This is a genomic window from Streptomyces flaveolus, assembly GCF_000716535.1.
Taxonomy (GTDB): domain Bacteria; phylum Actinomycetota; class Actinomycetes; order Streptomycetales; family Streptomycetaceae; genus Streptomyces; species Streptomyces flaveolus_A.
Genome location: NZ_JNWV01000015.1, coordinates 134,912 through 150,472, shown reverse-complemented (window position 1 = coordinate 150,472; position 15,561 = coordinate 134,912). Strand labels below are relative to the sequence as shown.

The following is a 15,561-nucleotide window of genomic DNA, read 5'->3' as shown; positions in this document are numbered from 1 at the left end:
CAGTGAAAGGGCCCGTCCCGATGACACCAACCCGTGAACTCACCGTCTCCGGGCGTCGCTTGTACCTGTTCGACGACGTCCTCGCACCGCACCGGATCAAGGAACTCGGGGCCCGATTCGAGCAGGCCTCCTACCGCCGCGACGAGGCCGACGGACCCGAGACGGCACACGCGCGCACCTTCAACGTCGACGTACCCGACGGCGAACTCGACACCGACGTCGCGGACCTCGCCACCACCCGGGTCACCACCCTGTTCCCCGACCGCGAGCTGCAGCTCTACCGGGCCCACTGCAACCTCGTGGTCTACGGGGACATGGGCTACCCGCACCGGGACTGCGCCTCCGACCGCGACGACGTCACCGCCCTGCTGTTCGTCAACGCCACCTGGCGCCGTGAATGGGGAGGGGAGATCACCTTCTACGACGACGACGCGGACGCCGTGCTCGCCGTGACACCCCGGCCGGGCCGGCTGCTGGTGTTCGAGGGCGCCATCGACCACCGGGTGGGCATCCCGCTGCGCGACTGCTACGAGCCCCGGCTGACGCTGGCGGTCAAGTTCAAGACTCCCGGAGAGTGGCGATGAGCCGGTCCGGTCGCCGACATCTGCTGTCCATCGCGGATCTCTCCGACGACGACCTGCAAGTCCTGGTCGGACAGTCCCGTGACTACGCGCGCGGTGCACCGGACACGCAGGCCCCCCTGCGCGGCACCACGGTCGGCGTCTACTTCCGGCGCACCTCCACCCGCACCCGGACCGCGTTCTCTTCCGGCGCTCTGCGGCTCGGAGCGCAGATCATCGCGTACGGACCGAACGATCTGCAGGAGAACACCGGAGAGACGATCGGCGACACCGGCCGGGTCCTGTCCCGGATGCTCGACGGGTTCGTCGCCCGCACCGCCGGCGATCCCGGGGAACTGAGGAACATCGCCGGCCAGCGCCGGATGTCGGTGATCAACGCGATGACCGCGGACGAGCACCCGACGCAAGCGGTCACCGACCTGTCCACCATCCTCACCCACCTGGGCAGGCTGGAGGGCACGCGGGTGCTCTACGCGGGCGAGGGCAACAACACCGCGGCCGCGCTCGCCCTGGCCCTGGCACGCGTACGACGCACCCGGCTGCACCTGCGCACCCCCGAGGGGTACGGACTGGAACCGAGCGTACTGGAACGCGCGGCGGACACCGCGCGCTCCCACGGTTCCGTGGTCGAGGAGAGCCACGATCCCCGGGAGACGCCCAACGGCATCGATATCGTCTACACGACCCGTTGGCAGACCACCGGCTCGGTGAAGGAGGACCCCGACTGGCGGCGGAAGTTCCGGCCTTTCCAGGTGGACGCCGCCCTCATGGCTAGACACCCCGGGGCCCGCTTCATGCACGACCTCCCGGCGCACCGGGGCGAGGAGGTCACGGCCGACGTCCTCGACGGGCCGCGCAGCATTGCCTTCGAGCAGGCCGGGCACAAGCTGTTCGGTGCCATGTCCGTGCTCCGCTGGTGCCTCGCCGGGACACCGGCATGACGCTCACCAGGGCCTCCGTGGCCCTGCCGCTGAGCAGGGCCAGAACCAACACGCCCCTGGTGCCGGTGCGGGTACACCTGGCGGGAGCCTCCGGGGGGGGTCCGGCTGAAGCTGGAGATGCACAACCCGACCGGCTCCGTGAAGTACCGCACGGCCGTGGGCCTGCTGGCCGACATGCACACCCGGCGGCCGCTGGTCCCCGGCACCGAGGTGATCGAGTCGACCTCGGGCAATCTGGGGCTTGCCCTGGCCCGGCTGCTCGGCGAGATCGGCTGCACATTCACGGCCGTGGTCGACCCGAAGCTGCCGGACCAGAGCCGCGCCCTGCTCCTCGCGGAAGGAGCCCGGCTGGTGACCGTGCGGGAGCGGGACCGGTCCGGTGGCTATCTGCTGACCAGACTGCGCAAGGTCGCCGAGCTGCGTGAGGCGGACCCCGAGCTGCGCTGGCCGGACCAGTACCGCAATCCGGCCAACCCGGGCGTCCACCAGGATGTGACCGCGCCCGAACTGCTGGAGCAGACGTCCGGTGGCATGGACACGGTGCTGGCCGCGGTGAGCACAGGGGGCACTCTCGCCGGACTGGGCACGGGGCTGCGGCGTGCCCTGCCCGCTGTGCGCACGCTTCCCGTGGACGTGGTCGGCTCGGCGGCCCTGTCCGACCGGGTGGCCGTCCACTCCCACCTACTCACCGGCATCGGCGCCGGGCGCCGCACCTCGTTCCTGCACGAGGGCAGCGACGGGCACGCCCTACGCGTCCGGGACGTGCAGGCCTTCGCACACTGCCGGATGTTCGCCCAGGACACTGGTCTGAGCCTCGGGGGCTCCACGGGGGCCCTCCTCGCCGCGTACGTCCACGCGCTGGGCGCCGGACGCGGTGCCCTAGGCAGGGCAGTCGGGCTGAGTCCCGACGGCGGCGAGAACTACCGGTCCACCTTCTACGACGACGACTGGCTGCGGCACCACGGGGTGTACTCCGACGTCGTCGCGGCCACGGTGAACGCGCGGGGCCGCGGCCTTCGCTACGAACTGGAGGGCATCACGCCATGACCGCAGGGACAACGTCCGAACTGCTGTACCTCACCCGCGAGGAAGTGGTCGCCTACGCGTCCCGCCTCGATGCGGTGGCTGTGGTGCGCGAGGCCCTCCTCCTGCATGCACAGGGTCGCACCACGCTCCCGGCGGAGGCCTATCTGCCATGGGAGACCGAGCACGGCCACTTCGCCCGAAGCCTCTCTCTGCCCGGGGCGCTATGGGGTGAGTCCCCGGCGATCGGGCTCAAGGTCATCAACAGTAGCCTCGGCAACCCACTGCACGGCCGGGAGCGCGCTCAGGGTCTCACCTTCCTCTTCGACAGGGAGACCGCGCATCCGCTCGCACTCATGGACGCCGGCCACCTCAGCGCCCTGCGCACCGCCGCGTACACCGTGCTGAGCGTGCGGCTGCTGGGCGTGGCCGCGCCCCGGACGGTCGCCGTCATCGGCGGCGGCGCTCTCGGCCTGGCTCACGTCCGGCTGCTCGCACGCGACCTGCCCACCGCGCGATTCGCGCTGTATGACCTCAGCCCGGGCAGGAGCGCGGAAGCCTCGAGAACGCTGGGCGCGGATGGCATCGACATCACGGTGGCCGAGAGCGCCGAATCGGCGGTGCGCGGAGCGGACGTCGTGGTGACGGCCACGACGACAACCGAGGGCTACATCCCGATGAAGTGGATCGAGCCCGGCGCCCTCATCGCCCACGTCTCCCTCGACGACGTGCTGTCCGACGTCGTCGCCGAGGCCGACCTCGTGGTCATCGATGACTGGAAACTGATCAGCGAGGACGACAGGCGGCTGCTCGGCCGCCTCTACCGCACGGGAGAGCTGCGCGGCCCCGCCGGAGAGGTGTACGACCCCACGCGCCCGCTCGGCCGGCGGGTGGACGCGACGCTGTCCGACGTCCTGCTCGGGCTGCGCCCGGGACGCCGCGATCCCGGCCAGATCGTCCTCAGCAACCCCTTCGGCATGGGCATCCTCGACGTCGCCCTGGCCGCCGAGGTGTACGCCCTCGCCTGGCGCGACGGCCTCGGCATCCGGCTCCCCCGCTGAACTCCCCCGCTGCACCCGACCCGCCACGCCATCGAACCAACAACCGAGGTGAACCATGAGCACCGAAGAGACCGTCTTCCACGTGGTCGTCAACGACGAGGAGCAGTACTCGATCTGGGCAGCCGGCAGCCCTCCTCCCGACGGCTGGTACCGGGAGGGCACCATCGGCACCCGCCAGGACTGCCTGAACCACATCGAACGGGTCTGGACCGACATCACCCCGCGCAGCGTCCGCGAGGCAGCGGCTCGAGCGGCGAATGCCTCGTGAGCCCCATCAGAGCCCTCGTGCTCGACGACGCCACGCCGTTCCTCGCGCACGCCGAACGGCACGGCGTCGAACTCGTGGGTGTGCTGGACGAGTTCACGCTGCGGCAGCGCGCTGGTGACGCACCCGTCTTCCCCTGGGTGGCCGTCCCCGACCAGTCGGACCTTCAGGAGATCATCGCCGCACTGCACCGCGAGGACCTCGCCGGGCCGTACGACGTCGTGTTCACGGACGCGGAGAACGCGCTGGTCGGCGCATCAGTCCTGGCGGAACTCCTCAGCGCCCGAGGGCCTGCCCTGGACACCGTGCTGAAGGCCACGGACAAGTCCCTGCAGAAGCGCGCGGTGCGCGAGGCCGGCCTCGCGGTCACCGAGCACGTCCTGATCCGCCCCGGAGCCCTTCCCCCGGCCGGCGAACTCGCCCGGGTCGGTTTCCCGGCCGTGCTCAAACCCGTGGCCTCTCGCGCGGCCCAGCAGGTGGTCCGTGTGCAGGACGCCGAACACCTTGGGCAGGTCCTGCGTCACATGCCGGGACTGTCCCAGACCTGGTTGCTCGAACGGTACGTCGACGGCGGGGAAGTGCACATCGACGGAGTGGTGCAGGACGGACGGCTCAGGCTGCTCGCCGTCAGCCGGTACCTCAGCAATGTGCTGGAGATCCGGCACGGCGCGGCGGTCGGCTCGGTGCTGCTGGCACCGGAGCGCCACCAGGAGTACTACGCACGGTGCCGCCGGCTGGCCGGGACCGCCCTGTCCGCCCTCGGCCACCGCGACGGCGTCTTCCACCTCGAGGCCTTCGAGACCGCCGAGGGCCTGGTTTTCTCGGAGTGCGCCGCACGGGGCGGCGGCGGACTGATCGTCGACGTCCTGCGGCACCACTTCGGGGTGGACCTGAACCGGGCCGTCGTCGAGACCGCCTGCGGGATCCCCTTCTCCCCTCCCGAGCACTGGCACCCTGCCACCCCGGCGGTGGGCTGGACCCAACTGCTGGTCCCCCCGGGACGGGTGACCCGGCTGCCCGCGGTCGAGGACCTGCGCCGGTACCCCGGGGTCGCCGCCGTGCAACTGGCCCTCGACATCGGTGATGTGATGCCCGACCGGCGGACGCGGTCGACCATCAGGGCCGGCCGCGCCCTGGTCGAGGGTGCGGACGAGGCGGAGGTCGAGGCCCGCATCCTGCGGCTGCGCGAGGAGTTCGCTTCCGGAGCCGACGTGATCCCGGTGGGCCCGTGACCGTCTTCCGGGACCGTGACTTCCTCCTGTTCTGGAGCGCCCGCTCGGTGTCCGTCCTGGGGACCACGGTCAGTACGGTCACTCTGCCCGTCCTGGTGTTCCGGGAGACGGGTTCGACTCTCGCTGTGGCCGCGCTCGGCGTCCTGGAGGTAGTGCCGTACCTCGTGTGCGGTGCTTTTGCCGGGGCCGTCGGCGACCGGGCGGACCGGCGTCGGCTGATGGTCCGCTGCGATCTGCTCGCGGCGGCGGGCATGGCGGTGATACCCCTGTGCGGAGCGTTCGGCCTCGTCGCCGCGCCCGTCGTGTACGCCGCCATGGCGATCGTCTCCACAGCAGGCGTCTGGTTCGACGCGGGCTCCTTCGGGGCATTGCCCGCTCTGGCCGGGCGCGACGGAGCGGTGCAGGCGACGCGGCTGGTCTGGGCGACCAACCAGACCGTGTCCGTCGTCGGCGCGGCCGGCGGCGCTTTGCTCATCGCCGCGGTGGGGCCGGAGCGCGCGCTCGTGGTCGACACCCTCAGCTTCCTGACATCGGCCCTGCTGATCGCCCGGATCCGGAACCCGCTCGCACCACCGCGCCGCACCGGTGCCGCCACGGACCCCGGCGCGGGGCGGGTGTCGCACGACATCCAGGCCGGCGTGCGCTTCCTGTGGCGGCAGCGCCGCCTGCGGACGTTGGTCACGGTCGGCATGGGCAACGCCTTCAGCGGCGGAGCGCTGTCCGGGCTCGTGGTGGTCTTCGCCGTGCGTGCGCTCGGCGTACCCGAGGACAGCTCACGGATCGGGCTCCTCTACACGGCGGGCGCCGCGGGCGCGGTGGCCGGAAGCCTGCTGGCCATCGGGCTGCGCAACCTGCCCGAGCGCCTACTGACTGTGGCGCCGCCGGTGCTCGCCGCGGGCCTGATGCTCGCCCTGGCCGCGAGTTCGCGGTACCTCGTGGGCCTGGCTCTCTACCTGCCCTGGTACGCCTGTTACACGTTCACGATGGTCAATGGCGCCGCCCTGCGTCAGCCCCTGATCCCCGACGAGTTCCAGAGCCGGGTCAACATGGTGGCCCGCATGCTCGTGTGGGGCTGTGTGCCGCTCGGCACCGTGACCGCGGGTCTCGTCGAGGGCGCCACCTCGATCCGCACGGCGCTGGCGCTGTGCACGCTTCCCGTCGCCGCGGCCGCCTTCTACCAGGGCAGCTCCGGCCGCCGCCCTCGCATCCGCAAGCCGACCCCCACGTACGACTGTCCGAACGACACCGCTTCTTCCCCGACGAAGAGTCCTGATGACCAACGGAGTTGACATGACCCTCCACGAAACAGACGTACCTCTGGCGGCGTTCGCCGGAGTCCCCACGTACGCCCGGCTGCCCCACCGCACCGACCTGACGAACGTCGACGTGGCGGTGCTGGGCGTGCCGTTCGACGGGACCGTCACGTTCCGGTCCGGCCAGCGGTTCGGTCCCCGCGCGGTGCGCACCGGCTCGTCGACGGTCGGCGGATACAACCCGGCTCAGCAGATCGATCCCTTCTCCGTGCTGACCTGCGTCGACCACGGAGACGTGCCCGTGGTTCCCGGGAACACGCAGCGCAGCCTCGCCGCGATCGAACGGGCGGTGGCGCGGGTCGTCGCGGCGGGTGCCGTGCCTCTCCTGTTCGGCGGCGACCACTCGTGCACCCTCGGGCACCTGCGGGGCATGCGCCGGCACGGCCCGGTGGCCGTCATCGACTTCGACGCCCACACGGACTCCGGGGACAACTACTTCGGTGAGCGATACAGCCACGGCACCTGGTTCCGCCGCGCGGTCGAGGAGGAACTGGTCAGCCCCGAGCACTCGACGCTGCTCGGCCTGCGCGGCTCGATCGACAGCCCGGACGGGTACCAGGCCGTGACGGAGTTGGGCGCCGCCTACCTGACCACGGATCAGGTGGCCGCCGACCTCGCGTCCGCCGCCGCGACCGCACGTGAACGCGCCGGCGACAGGCCCGTCTACGTCACGTTCGACCTCGATGTCATCGATCCCGCCTTCGCTCCCGGAACGGGTTGCCCGGAGCCCGGCGGAATCACCTCCCGAGAGGCCATCGCCTTGCTGCGGGCACTGGGCCCTCTGGACTATGTGGGGTTCGACGTCGTGGAACTCATCGCCGAATACGACCCGGCCGCCGTCACCGCCGTCCTCGCCGGAAATCTCGGCTTTGAGATGTTGTCGCTTCTGGCCCGCAGGCGAACGGTCTCCCCCGAAGTTGCGTCCTGATACCCTGAAACCAAAGCGTTGACGGAGACAAGTACGTTCAGGAGCGGGCGAGTTGAGAGAGCTGTCGGTAGCTGAGAAGACGGTCTCGCTCCCCCGGACGGAAGACACTCCCGAGCGCGGGGAGGAAATGCCCCGCCGACCGGCCCCCGTCACCGGGCCCGAACGAGGCCATCGCCCTGAAACGGGCACTGGCGAAAGTGCGGTGGTACCGCGAGTTTCCCTTCTCGCCCGCACTCCCAAGGGATCAGTCGAGGTCCATGGAGGACTACGATGATCCACCCTACTGCGCGCGTCCTCGCGGCCGAGTTGCCGCAGCACGAGGGCACGACCGTGGAAATCCGCGGCTGGCTTCATCGCCGGCGCGCTCTGAAGAACGTCACCTTCCTGATTCTGCGCGACCGCTCAGGGCTGGCGCAGGTCGTGGTGAGCGGTTCCTCGGGAAGCGACATCCCCGAGGAGACCGTGCTCGGCATCCGAGGCACCGTTACCGCCAACAGTCAGGCCCCGGGTGGCTTCGAACTGACGTCCCCGCAGATCGAGGAGCTCTCCAGCCGGGCCGAGCCCTCACCGATCGACGTGTACCGGCCGACGGTGACGGCCGGACTGCCGGTGGTCCTGGACCACGCCCCGGTCACCCTGCGCCATCCCTCGCTGCGCGCTCCGCACGAGATCTCGGCGGCCTCGGTGGCCGGTTTCCGGGCGGCCCTGGACGCCCTGGACTTCACCGAGATCCACACGCCGAAGGTGGTCTCCTCCGCCACGGAGTCGGGCGCCAGCGTCTTCGCACTGGACTGGTTCGGCCGGCCGGCATTCCTGGCCCAGTCGCCGCAGTTCTTCAAGCAGACAGCCGTGGGCATCTTCGAGCGGGTCTACGAGACGGGCCCGGTGTTCCGCGCCGAGCCGCACGACACCGCGCGGCATCTGGCCCAGTACACCAGCCTGGACGCGGAACTCGGGTTCATCACCGACCACCGTGACGTCATGGCCGTGGTCCGCGCAGCGGTCGCGGGCATGACCGCCGCGGTGGCGGACAAGGCGGAGCACGCGGTGGAACTGCTCGGGGTGAAACTTCCCGTGGTCCCGGCGGAGATCCCGCAGCTGCACTTCGCCGACGCGATGCGCATGGTGGAGAGCGACGAGCCGGACCTGGCACCCGCGCACGAACGGTGGCTGAGCGAGTGGGCGCTGCGCGAACACGGCAGCGAGTTCCTCTTCGTCACGGGCTACCCCATGCGCAAGCGGCCCTTCTACACCCATCCGGAACCCGGCCGCGAGGAGTACTCCAACAGCTTCGACCTGCTCTTCCGCGGGCTCGAACTGGTCACCGGCGGTCAGCGGCTGCACCGCTACGAGGACTACATCGCCGCACTCGCGGCGCGCGGCGAGAGCACGGAGTCGTACGAGAGCTACCTGTCGGTGTTCGCGCACGGCATGCCCCCGCACGGCGGCTTCGCGCTCGGCCTGGAACGTTGGACCGCCCGGCTGACCGAGGCGGACAACGTGCGTCGGGCCACGCTCTTCCCGCGTGACCTGCACCGGCTGACTCCCTGAGGGGAGCGCCGCGTCCCCGGTGGTGGCCCGTGCGGCCACCACCGCAGGCGGAGTGACGTTTCGTCAGCCGACCTCGGTCCCGGCAGCCGGCAGAGCTGTGGGCACGTCGATCAGACCGGCGCGCACCAGTTGGATGGCCGCCTGGAACCGGGTCTGCACCCCCAGCTTCTCCAGAAACATCGCGATGACCCTGCTCAGGGTGCGCGGTGAGATGCCTAGTTGGCGCGCGATGGCCTCGTCCTTGACTCCGATGGCGAGCATGCGGGCGATCGCGCGCTCCTGCGAGGTCAGTAGGTAACGGTCGGCAGGACCCTCGTCCGGACGCTGCCCGGTGAACGTCTCGGCGGCCGTCCAGTGGAAGGAGAAAATGCCTTTGAGAGCACCGGTCACCTCGGAGCTGTGGATGGCGATGGCCCCCTGGGAGGAGTCCTGCGGGTCGATGGGCAGGATGGACAGGCCGTCGTCAAGGATGAGCAGCCTGATCGGCAGATACTCGGCGAGACGTACCTCGGCACCCTGGTGGACCGCTTCTGTGAGGTAGTCCCGCACGTACTCGACCTGGAGCAGATGCCGACTGTAGAGGGCCATGATACGCGCGCCGCGGTCCAGTACCTCCTGATCGCGCAGCAGCATGTCGTCCACCAGGCTCAGCGACGGCAGCCCTCCTGGGTGCATGGCCAGCTGGCTGTGCTCGATCGTGTCGATGCACCCCTCTATGAAGGTGTTGACCTTGTCCACGGCGGTCAGCAGCTCCACGTGCGTGCCGGAGTTCTCCAGCCCGTGCACGGGAAAGTGGCGCAGGAGGGTCTGCATTTTCTCCTGCCGATGCAGCGCCTGCTGGTGCCATTCGTCCGTCAACTGCTGTTCCAGCGAGACCAGCCGGTGGAGGATGGCTTTGGGATTCGTGGTGCTGTAGCCGCTGGCATGTCCGGGATCGGGTAAAAGGAGCTGTAGCTCCGCCAACCGCGCGACAGCAGCTTCCACCTCGCGGATATCGGAACCTGTTTCGTCAGAAATGTCGGGCGCGTCCCAGGACGAGCGCTGGTCTGCGGTCCTATGGAGGAACCCCGCCAAGATATCCACCCGCTGATCGAAATTTTTCATTTCATTGACCCAATTCATGGAGCTGGCACCCGACTGGTAAGCACGCGCACGGGATCTTCGTCGGTTCACGAGACAGGTCCGTGCGTATTTGAGCAGACCATCGTCAGGGTTTCGACGACAGCCGAGGGGACCAGGAACTGACGCTGTGCGGATGCGGGAGAGAAGTGTCTACCGAAGGGCAGCGAGACCGCGACAACTCGCGCTGATGACTCGCATGAGGTCAACATGGACGCGAGTGGTGAAGAGACCGTGAAAACGGTTTGCAGGGCGGGACACAGTAACGGGCAGTGCGGTCGCCATGCCTGTCTCCCCCGAGAGTTGTGAACATGTTGAATTGACCGTTCGACTTTTCAACTTACCACACCGTCTTAACGGCTAGGGGTCCGCGAGTGACTCCGGGCCGACGCCCCCGGAACGGCAGGATGCCCGCCGTACGCTGGGCGGCGGGCATCCTGGAGTGGCTGTCGTGTCGTACCGGGCACTGAGTGGTGATCAGGCCGTGCGAAGTTCGGTGCCCGCGCCCCGGTAGGCGAGGACCAGCGAAGGCCGGGGCCGACTCCCCGTGTTGAGGGAGCTGGCGTGGATCGTTCCGGAGTCCAGGACGAAGGTGTCACCTGCCGAGCCGACCCCGGCACGCACTGGGAAGCCGTGCTGCTCCAGTACGTCGTCCGGGATGTACTGCATGCCGCTGAAATCGCGTTCGGTGTGGGGAAGTACACCCTGCTTGTGCGATCCGAGCCAAAAGCGCAACGGCCCCTGATCCGGTGTGATGTCTTCCAGAGCGATCCAGAGATGGATGTACTGCGGCGGGTCGACGTACTCGAAGGCCCGTTCCTGGTGCGGGTTGGCGACAGCGCCTCCCGGTACCTTGGCGAAGTACTCGGCATAGAAAGGAAGCGGGGTCCAACCGGTGATGGACTCGACGAGGTCCAGCAGTGCGTCGTCGGACAACAGCCTGGCGAAGTACGGCCGGTAGCGCTGCAGGTTGTTCACCACACGTACGGTCGTTCCGTCCGGGTCCCGGTACACGTCACGGTCGAGTCGCGGCACTTCTGTCCGGATGTGCTCCGCGACTTCCTCCTGAATGCGGCGCAGGCCGGTCTCGTCGAAGATGTCGGTCAGCCGGACAATGCCCTGGTCCGCGAACTGGCGTGCCGCTGCCTCTCGTTCGGTGCCCGCATGCACCACTGACAGACCGGGAATGGCCTCCTTGCGCCAGTCGGTGGAATCCGGATCGGTCATGGCCTACCTCCGTGGGTTCTAGTTTCCCGCCGTCCTCCGGAAAGGCTCCCGATGGATATGGGCGAAGGAGCAGGAACCTTGCTGTGATACGTCCAATGATCGGCTGGGGCGAGGGCCGCATCCAGGCACTGGGCAGGCGGTATGCCGCCATGGCGGAGGCAGGCCAATGGGCTGGGCCGTCCGGTCATGTGAGACGGCTCTCGCCATGACATGCTTCGAGCACGTCGGTCGTGACCTGAACGAGAAGCGATGCGAGCTCCGGCAGCTGCTGAACCCAACCGACCTCTTTCGCTCCCTCGCACCGGCTGAGGAAGCAGACGAGAAGGACACCGACGGCGCGCAGACGCACCTTGATGTGGAGGCGCAGGAGCCTGGCTACGGTTCCACCATCCCTGCCGCAGCTGATCCGTCCGCTGCTGCCGATGCCGCCTCACAGGGGGGAATCATGGAGAACACCGAGCACCAGCAGCAGTCCGGGGCCGGCAACCAGGACCTCGCACTCAAGAACACCATCGACGCCGCCTACCGGGGCACCGGCATCGGCTGAGCTGATCGCGCACCGAGACACCTGGGAATGGCTCGCCGCCCTGGCCGTCGGCCACAGCCATTTCCGTACCCCGCCAGCCGTCGAGGGCATCAAGGAAGGCCGGGTCCAGACCGTGCGGTCCGGACGCTCCCTGGGTGGACGGACTCGTCCAGCTTTACCTCACCAACCGAGGCAACGCCGGTATAGAGCTGTATGCCCGCAACGAGATCGACTGCCTGCCCCAGACAACCGCCGAAGCGGCGGAACCGAGCCCCCAGCGGGCCGCGCTGCGACGCATGCTGACCTCTTGCTGACCAGAGGGCACCCACCCATGCCACTGACCTGCACAAACGTCCAGATGCTAGATCTTGGACTTGATCAAAGTTCGCAGCACTTTAGACTCCTAGAAGACGGCTCCCCGCCGGCTGTCTGCAGGTCAGGGGCGTCGTTCACTGTACATCGGCATGCCTTTCAAACGAAGACTTGCCAGAACATCGTGCGCCATGGCGAGCAGGCTTCTCACCTGCGCGATCTGCGCAAATCAAGCTGCCGCGGAGCCGTCGACCAGGAGCATGCACGGAAGACTGTCCCGGTCCAATGCTGATTCAACGCTGACTTACCTGATGATCCGTCAGGCAAGCCTAGGGATCCAGAGCAAGTTGCTAATACTCCAGCCCTAGGTCGTGATCTTCATGTCCGGTCCATGACTTGTCGGCGGTAGGCTGGGGGGCCTCCGCGAAGCCGGGGTCAGAACACAAGGGACGGCTCCCCACGGTCCGGGCGTCTGACACCCGCTCACGGGCTGGGGCTCGCACGGCTATGAGAGCGGTGTGCGCCGGGCACAGCGGGTACCCCAGCCGCGCGGCGACGTCCTCCGCGCTCGCGGCCGGCTCCATCTCCAGCAGCGCCGCGACCACCGCCGCCCGCAGCTCGCTCAGCGCGGTGCGCGCGGTCGGGGTGACACCGAGACGGCGGCTGACCTCATCGGCCGTGACGGCGAGGTGGGCGGCGATGCGCGGCAGATCCGCGTCGTTTGGGACCGTTCCGTGTGCCGGGGCGGTCGATCGGCTGCCCCGACGACCAAGTGGAACGGCTCGCGGCGTGTCCCGGCCGGGCCCCCTTCGTTGGAACGGACGTCCACGCCGACGGTGACGCGGGGCCCAGAGCTGTCATGGCGACGATCCGGGCCCGCGGCCGCACCGATCGCGGGTCGTGCCCTGGGTCCCTCTTGGGTCGCGTTCCGGGTCACATCGCTCTTCCCCGGCGCGGGCCTTGAGCATCGCTATGACCAGCACGTTCGGGTCGTTCCCCTCCAGCACCGGCCGCCGACCATGTGTCTGTGGCGCTCTGTGCCGGCTGGCCAATCGCGCTGTGTTGCCGGTCGGTGAGGTACGGCAGGCTGATCTCGCCACGGGAGATCAACGGGAGGGAACGGCATGGCTTACGAGGACCGCACGTACCACGGCATCCAGTACGGCCCGGAGACCGACAGGGACGATGGGGAGGAGTGGAAGCCCGCCCGGATCCTCATCGAGAAGCCCGAGTTCGGCCCCACCGAGCGGCAGTACGGGGTTACGGTCCTGCGTGAGCTTGCCGAGCCGGAGACCGGCGGCTTCGGCTGGGGATACAACGGCGGCGGCACCAGCGCGGCGGCCGCGGCGATCCTCGCCGACGCGCTCGACCTCGGCGACCCAGACAAGTGCGGCATTGGATACGCAACCTACCCCGAGGACGAGGTACTGGCGCAGCTGAGGGAGGACTTCTGCGACGACGTTCTCTCCCAGCTCTGCGACCAGTGGCGCTTGCGCCGCGGCGTCGTCCTGCGCTGGGCGCTCGCCTGGTATCTGCAGCGCGGCATCGACGAGCTGCCCGCCGCCCTGCGGGAGCTTCCGCCCCTCCAGAGCCAGACCTGATCATGGGCTCGCCGAGCACGGCGCGGCCGCGTGGCTCCCTGTGTGCCCATCCGCGACTTCATCAGATGACGCATTGGCTGTCTGCCTGTCAGGGAGCGCTGTGGCGTGGTCCTGGAGGGCAAGGCGGAGCACCTGCCGCGGCGGCCTGTGAGGTTGTCGCCGCGGGCCACGGTCTGGAGCAGCTGGGCGCACACGGTCGCTTCGGCGGCAAGGCCAGCCGGGCTGCCCAGGATGGGGAAGACGGCGAGGACGCGGGCGGCGACGTTCGGCTGGAGGAGTGTGGAGGCGTAGAGGGCGGCGCAATCGGAGCCCCGGGGGGCTTGTCCCCATCCTTCCCAGTCGAGCAGCCGCAAGGGTGATGCGGTGAGGTTCGCCCAGTGCAGGTCGGCGTGGGCTGCGGTCCAGCAGGTCACGGCCGGGGCCGGGATCCCGAGGAACTCGGGGATGGCGCGGTTCATGTACTGCTCACGCACGGCAACACGGTCGGTCTGGTAGCCGAGAGCTTCTCCAGCGTCCCAGCGAGCGCTTCCCACCAGGAGTCGGACAAGTCCAGGTCCTGGCGCAGGATCGGGTCGTCGGACAGGACCGGCTCATCGACGCGGGCCGACAGCTCCGCCCGGTAGGCAGTGCCGTCGTCGAAAGCGTCATGCACCCCCAGCAGTGCGGGCCGGTGCCCGTCGAGGTCGCCGAAGGCGTGCTGCGCGTCCAGGGCGCCGTCCCACAGCTTCCCCGACGCCTTGTCTTCCGGAGCCGACACCAGCCGCAGCCACGCTGCTTGCCCGGTGGTGGTGCGGGCCGGGGCGCCCAGGGTGCGCCCGGCCCAACCCCAAAACTCCTCCCCGCCCGGCTCAGCTCGTGCGTCCAGGGCCTTTGCGGCGCGGGCGTGGTGGGCGCGCATGCGGCGAGCGGCCAACCACCAGCCAGCCGCGTCACCAACCTTCCCGGACAACACACCTGGTGCGGGGGCGCGGGGTCAGCTCTTGGTATCAGTGCGGCGTGACCTTGCCTGCTGGCTGATCACTTCGCCTGGGAGAGCGAGACCGCGTCGGGGCCGGCGGGGAATCGTAGCTGGCCGGTCGTGTCGTGCACGGCTCGCCAGATGGTTTCGGCGACGTCGCTCTCCTTGGTGAACAGGTCCTGTGCCGTGAAGTCCGCCATGGCCTTCTTCGCCCATGACACGTAGGGCGCCGGAACCAACTCGTCCAGCGGTGCCCCGTCCGTCGCCTTGGCCGCATTGGCTGCGAAGTTCGTCGTCAGGCAGGCGCCCGGCTGGACCGTCTTCGCCTGGACGCCGAAGGGCGCGAGTTCGAGCGCGAGGGATGCGGTGAACCCTTCGATGGCCATCTTGCTCGCTTTGTAGACGGCTGTGAGCGGCATGTGGCCCAGCACCACGCTGGATGTCACGTTGACCACCACGCCGGAGCCGCGCTCGCGGAATTGGGGCAGCACTGCTTGTGTCACCGCCATCACGCCGAACGCGTTGGTCTCGAAGACTTCTCGTACCCGGGCCATGGGGGTGCCCTCGAACACGCCGATCGACGGGACTCCCGCGTTATTGACCAGGACATCGACGGGCCCCGCAGTCTCCAACGCGGTAGCGATGGTGTCGGGCCTGGTCACGTCGAGCTCGATGATGCGGAGCCGGTCCGACTCGGGAAGGACGCCTGGACGCGGTGTCCGCATCGTGGCGATGACGTTCCACCCCTGCGAGTGGAAGTAGAGGGCGGTCTCCCGCCCGTACCCGGATGAGGTACCAGTGATCAGAACTGTCTTCATGTTGTGCCCCTTTGCGATGTGGTGGGATCCGTACGGGTGGGCAGGCATTTTCCTGCTCCCCGGGAGAACCGGTGATCCCATTGAATCGCTCTGACCTGCGGAGGC

15 protein-coding genes are annotated in these 15,561 nt (G+C 69.0%); 11 read left to right on the top strand and 4 right to left on the bottom strand.

Annotation, left to right across the window (positions count from 1 at the left end; all coding sequences use genetic code 11):
- Positions 1 to 20 precede the first annotated feature (20 nt).
- From OO52_RS46065 to aspS, 9 genes are all read left to right on the top strand, one after another.
- Entirely contained in the window at positions 21 to 584 is a 564-nt protein-coding gene (locus OO52_RS46065) for a 2OG-Fe(II) oxygenase (protein WP_158712512.1), read from the top strand.
- Positions 581 to 1,522 carry an ornithine carbamoyltransferase gene (locus OO52_RS17575; protein WP_030643982.1) on the top strand — a complete coding sequence of 314 codons (942 nt, stop codon included), beginning with the start codon at positions 581 to 583 and terminating at the stop codon, positions 1,520 to 1,522. The genes OO52_RS46065 and OO52_RS17575 overlap by 4 nt, the downstream gene beginning before the upstream one ends.
- 105 nt (positions 1,523 to 1,627) lie before the next feature.
- Positions 1,628 to 2,569 carry a pyridoxal-phosphate dependent enzyme gene (locus OO52_RS17570; RefSeq protein ID WP_324608314.1) on the top strand — a complete coding sequence of 314 codons (942 nt, stop codon included), beginning with the start codon at positions 1,628 to 1,630 and terminating at the stop codon, positions 2,567 to 2,569.
- Positions 2,566 to 3,606 carry an ornithine cyclodeaminase family protein gene (locus OO52_RS17565; RefSeq protein WP_030643978.1) on the top strand — a complete coding sequence of 347 codons (1,041 nt, stop codon included), beginning with the start codon at positions 2,566 to 2,568 and terminating at the stop codon, positions 3,604 to 3,606. The genes OO52_RS17570 and OO52_RS17565 overlap by 4 nt, the downstream gene beginning before the upstream one ends.
- A gap of 55 nt (positions 3,607 to 3,661) precedes the next feature.
- On the top strand, positions 3,662 to 3,874 hold the full coding sequence (locus OO52_RS50835; RefSeq protein ID WP_030643975.1) for an MbtH family protein: 213 nt from the start codon (positions 3,662 to 3,664) through the stop codon (positions 3,872 to 3,874).
- Complete coding sequence (locus tag OO52_RS17555) at positions 3,871 to 5,103, top strand: ATP-grasp domain-containing protein (protein WP_030643973.1); 1,233 nt, start codon at positions 3,871 to 3,873, stop codon at positions 5,101 to 5,103. Before OO52_RS50835 ends, OO52_RS17555 begins: the two co-directional genes overlap by 4 nt.
- Positions 5,100 to 6,392 carry an MFS transporter gene (locus OO52_RS17550; RefSeq protein WP_051818367.1) on the top strand — a complete coding sequence of 431 codons (1,293 nt, stop codon included), beginning with the start codon at positions 5,100 to 5,102 and terminating at the stop codon, positions 6,390 to 6,392. The genes OO52_RS17555 and OO52_RS17550 overlap by 4 nt, the downstream gene beginning before the upstream one ends.
- A gap of 1 nt (position 6,393) precedes the next feature.
- Positions 6,394 to 7,344: an agmatinase gene (speB, locus tag OO52_RS17545; RefSeq protein ID WP_037628981.1), complete on the top strand. Its 951-nt coding sequence runs from the start codon at positions 6,394 to 6,396 to the stop codon at positions 7,342 to 7,344.
- Positions 7,345 to 7,614: 270 nt separating this feature from the next.
- Entirely contained in the window at positions 7,615 to 8,895 is a 1,281-nt protein-coding gene (gene aspS, locus OO52_RS17540) for an aspartate--tRNA(Asn) ligase (protein WP_030643967.1), read from the top strand.
- 63 nt (positions 8,896 to 8,958) lie between these two features.
- Here the strand turns inward: aspS and OO52_RS17535 are convergent, their stop codons facing one another.
- Together OO52_RS17535 and OO52_RS46060 are read right to left on the bottom strand one after the other, a co-directional pair.
- A complete protein-coding gene (locus OO52_RS17535; RefSeq protein WP_078877215.1) occupies positions 8,959 to 10,017 on the bottom strand; it encodes a helix-turn-helix transcriptional regulator in 1,059 nt (352 codons plus the stop codon).
- Positions 10,018 to 10,491: 474 nt separating this feature from the next.
- Positions 10,492 to 11,241: a phytanoyl-CoA dioxygenase family protein gene (locus OO52_RS46060; protein WP_030643963.1), complete on the bottom strand. Its 750-nt coding sequence runs from the start codon at positions 11,239 to 11,241 to the stop codon at positions 10,492 to 10,494.
- Between the two features lie 205 nt (positions 11,242 to 11,446).
- Here OO52_RS46060 and OO52_RS50830 point away from each other — a divergent pair, with 205 nt between their 5' ends.
- Both OO52_RS50830 and OO52_RS52065 read left to right on the top strand, forming a co-directional pair.
- Positions 11,447 to 11,788: a hypothetical protein gene (locus OO52_RS50830; RefSeq protein WP_158712511.1), complete on the top strand. Its 342-nt coding sequence runs from the start codon at positions 11,447 to 11,449 to the stop codon at positions 11,786 to 11,788.
- 1,415 nt (positions 11,789 to 13,203) lie between these two features.
- The gene (locus tag OO52_RS52065) at positions 13,204 to 13,680 is read left to right on the top strand and encodes a hypothetical protein (protein WP_051818361.1); all 477 of its coding nucleotides are present in this window, start codon (positions 13,204 to 13,206) and stop codon (positions 13,678 to 13,680) included.
- Between the two features lie 454 nt (positions 13,681 to 14,134).
- On the opposite strand, the gene OO52_RS52740 is transcribed toward OO52_RS52065, so the two are convergent.
- On the bottom strand, positions 14,135 to 14,578 hold the full coding sequence (locus tag OO52_RS52740) for a hypothetical protein (protein ID WP_234339848.1): 444 nt from the start codon (positions 14,576 to 14,578) through the stop codon (positions 14,135 to 14,137).
- 119 nt (positions 14,579 to 14,697) lie between these two features.
- Positions 14,698 to 15,456: an SDR family oxidoreductase gene (locus OO52_RS17510; RefSeq protein ID WP_030643960.1), complete on the bottom strand. Its 759-nt coding sequence runs from the start codon at positions 15,454 to 15,456 to the stop codon at positions 14,698 to 14,700.
- Positions 15,457 to 15,561: the final 105 nt, after the last annotated feature.

What these genes read in the sequence shown, in the direction of transcription:
- OO52_RS50835 (WP_030643975.1), top strand. Translation starts at nt 3,662, where the DNA reads ATGAGCACCGAAGAGACCGTCTTCCACGTGGTCGTCAACGACGAGGAG.
- OO52_RS17510 (WP_030643960.1), bottom strand. Translation starts at nt 15,456, where the DNA reads ATGAAGACAGTTCTGATCACTGGTACCTCATCCGGGTACGGGCGGGAG.
- OO52_RS52740 (WP_234339848.1), bottom strand. Translation starts at nt 14,578, where the DNA reads ATGCGCGCCCACCACGCCCGCGCCGCAAAGGCCCTGGACGCACGAGCT.
- OO52_RS52065 (WP_051818361.1), top strand. Translation starts at nt 13,204, where the DNA reads ATGGCTTACGAGGACCGCACGTACCACGGCATCCAGTACGGCCCGGAG.
- OO52_RS50830 (WP_158712511.1), top strand. Translation starts at nt 11,447, where the DNA reads ATGACATGCTTCGAGCACGTCGGTCGTGACCTGAACGAGAAGCGATGC.
- OO52_RS17575 (WP_030643982.1), top strand. Translation starts at nt 581, where the DNA reads ATGAGCCGGTCCGGTCGCCGACATCTGCTGTCCATCGCGGATCTCTCC.
- speB (WP_037628981.1), top strand. Translation starts at nt 6,394, where the DNA reads ATGACCCTCCACGAAACAGACGTACCTCTGGCGGCGTTCGCCGGAGTC.
- OO52_RS17565 (WP_030643978.1), top strand. Translation starts at nt 2,566, where the DNA reads ATGACCGCAGGGACAACGTCCGAACTGCTGTACCTCACCCGCGAGGAA.
- OO52_RS17535 (WP_078877215.1), bottom strand. Translation starts at nt 10,017, where the DNA reads ATGAATTGGGTCAATGAAATGAAAAATTTCGATCAGCGGGTGGATATC.
- aspS (WP_030643967.1), top strand. Translation starts at nt 7,615, where the DNA reads ATGATCCACCCTACTGCGCGCGTCCTCGCGGCCGAGTTGCCGCAGCAC.
- OO52_RS46060 (WP_030643963.1), bottom strand. Translation starts at nt 11,241, where the DNA reads ATGACCGATCCGGATTCCACCGACTGGCGCAAGGAGGCCATTCCCGGT.
- OO52_RS46065 (WP_158712512.1), top strand. Translation starts at nt 21, where the DNA reads ATGACACCAACCCGTGAACTCACCGTCTCCGGGCGTCGCTTGTACCTG.